Source organism: Streptomyces bicolor (assembly GCF_000719285.1).
Classification (GTDB): domain Bacteria; phylum Actinomycetota; class Actinomycetes; order Streptomycetales; family Streptomycetaceae; genus Streptomyces; species Streptomyces bicolor.
On the sequence record NZ_JOFS01000091.1, the window covers coordinates 1 to 1,739 of the forward strand.

1 protein-coding gene is annotated in these 1,739 nt (G+C 66.1%); it reads right to left on the reverse strand.

What is annotated here, in order from left to right:
• Positions 1–443: 443 nt before the first annotated feature.
• The gene (locus IF78_RS0142735; RefSeq protein WP_031488154.1) at positions 444–1,655 is read right to left on the reverse strand and encodes an IS256 family transposase; all 1,212 of its coding nucleotides are present in this window, start codon (positions 1,653–1,655) and stop codon (positions 444–446) included.
• Positions 1,656–1,739 lie beyond the last annotated feature (84 nt).

Consider the following 1,739-nt stretch of genomic DNA (forward strand, 5'->3'; position numbering starts at 1 on the left):
CCGCCTCACAGCCGAATCCACCCCGAGCTGGCGCGGCACCTAGAACCTCAACGAATTAGGGCATCCAGGGACTAAACAACGGAACGAAACGCCCTCTAATGCTCTAGTCGGCGCAGCCGCCACCACTCCCCTCATCGGGGGCATCCATGGTCCTGTCCGGGGCGGCATCGGGTCCCAAACGTGCAACTGCCCACCCGCTGGACGCCTGGACGGCTTCGACACCGGCCGAGTCGGCGCCAGCGGCGAGCCGGCGTCCAGCCAGTGATGGCGATACCGATGGCGACCGCGGCGCTCAGCAGCCGAGCAGGATCGGCGTCCCCTCGCCTGCCGGGCCGGCGAACGGCCGGCCTCTGAGCAAGTCGAGCAGGTAGTCGAAGAAGGAGCGCACGCGATCAGGGGCGCTGGGACACCGCCGGACGGTCATGTCCCGCTGAGTGGTGTAGTCACGGCAGCTGTTTCGATTCCGGTTGTGGGGTGATCTGCGGTTCGGGCGGGGTTGGCTGGGTGGTGAAGAGTTCGGCCATGGAGCCTTCGGAGAGGTAGCGGCGGTCGAAGACCTGCCATTCGTCGTGGAGTTCGGCCAGGACCGCGGCGGCGAGTCGGTCGAGGGCTGCGGGGTTGGGGAAGACCTGGACGACGTCGGCCCGTCGTTTGATCTCCCGGTTCAGCCGTTCCAGCGGGTTGGTTGACCAGATCTTCTTCCAGTGCGCCGACGGGAAGTCCGCGAACGCGGTGATGTCTGTTGCGGCGTCCAGCAACATCTTCTCGACCTGCGGAAACTGTCGTCCGAGCATGTCGGCGACCACGTCCAGCTGGGTGCGGACGGCCGCGGCAGTGGTCTGAGCGAAGATCGTGCGGATGGTCGCGGCGACCATTTCCCCGGAGCCCTTCTCGATCACGCTGAAGACGTCGCGCACGAAGTGGACCCGACACCTTTGCCAGGCCGCACCGAGGAAGACCGTGCGGATCGCGGCCACCAGCCCGCTGTGGCTGTCGGAGATGACCAACTGGACATGCTCCAGACCACGGGCTCGTAAGGACCGCAGGAACTTCGTCCAGAACGGCTTCGACTCGCTGTCGCCCACCATCAGCCCGAGGATCTCGCGGTGCCCGGTGGCGGAGATCCCGGTCGCGATCACCACCGCCTGCGAGGCGATCCGGTGATTCACCCTCGCCTTGCAGTAGGTGGCGTCCAGGAAGACGTAGGGAAAGACAGTGTGATCCAGCGGCCGCTCCTTGAACGCGGTCAGTTCCTCATCCAGCTCACCGCAGATCCGGGAGACCTCCGACTTGGAGATCCCGCTGTCCGCCCCGAGCGCTTTGACCAGGTCATCGACCGAGCGGGTCGAGACCCCGTGCACGTATGCCTCCATCACCACGGCGAACAACGCCCGGTCGATCCGTCGGCGCCGCTCCAGTAGGGAGGGGAAGAACGATCCGGTCCGCACCTTGGGGATCTTCAGATCCAGGTCGCCGGCCTGGGTGGTCAGGACGCGTTCGCGGTGTCCGTTGCGCCAGGTCGTGCGCGTCTCGGAGTGCTCACGCGGGGCGGCACCGATGACGTCGGTGGCCTCGGCCTCGATGAGCTCCTGCAGGATGCGCTCGCACACCACCCTGATTGCTTCAACTCCGTCGGCCCGACGTAGACACCTCACGGCGCTAGCGTGTCAAGCTGCGGCGGCGAGTCCGGTGGGGAAGGCCGTCTGTTCGTCGAACAGTTCGTGCTCTTGAAGGCAGTA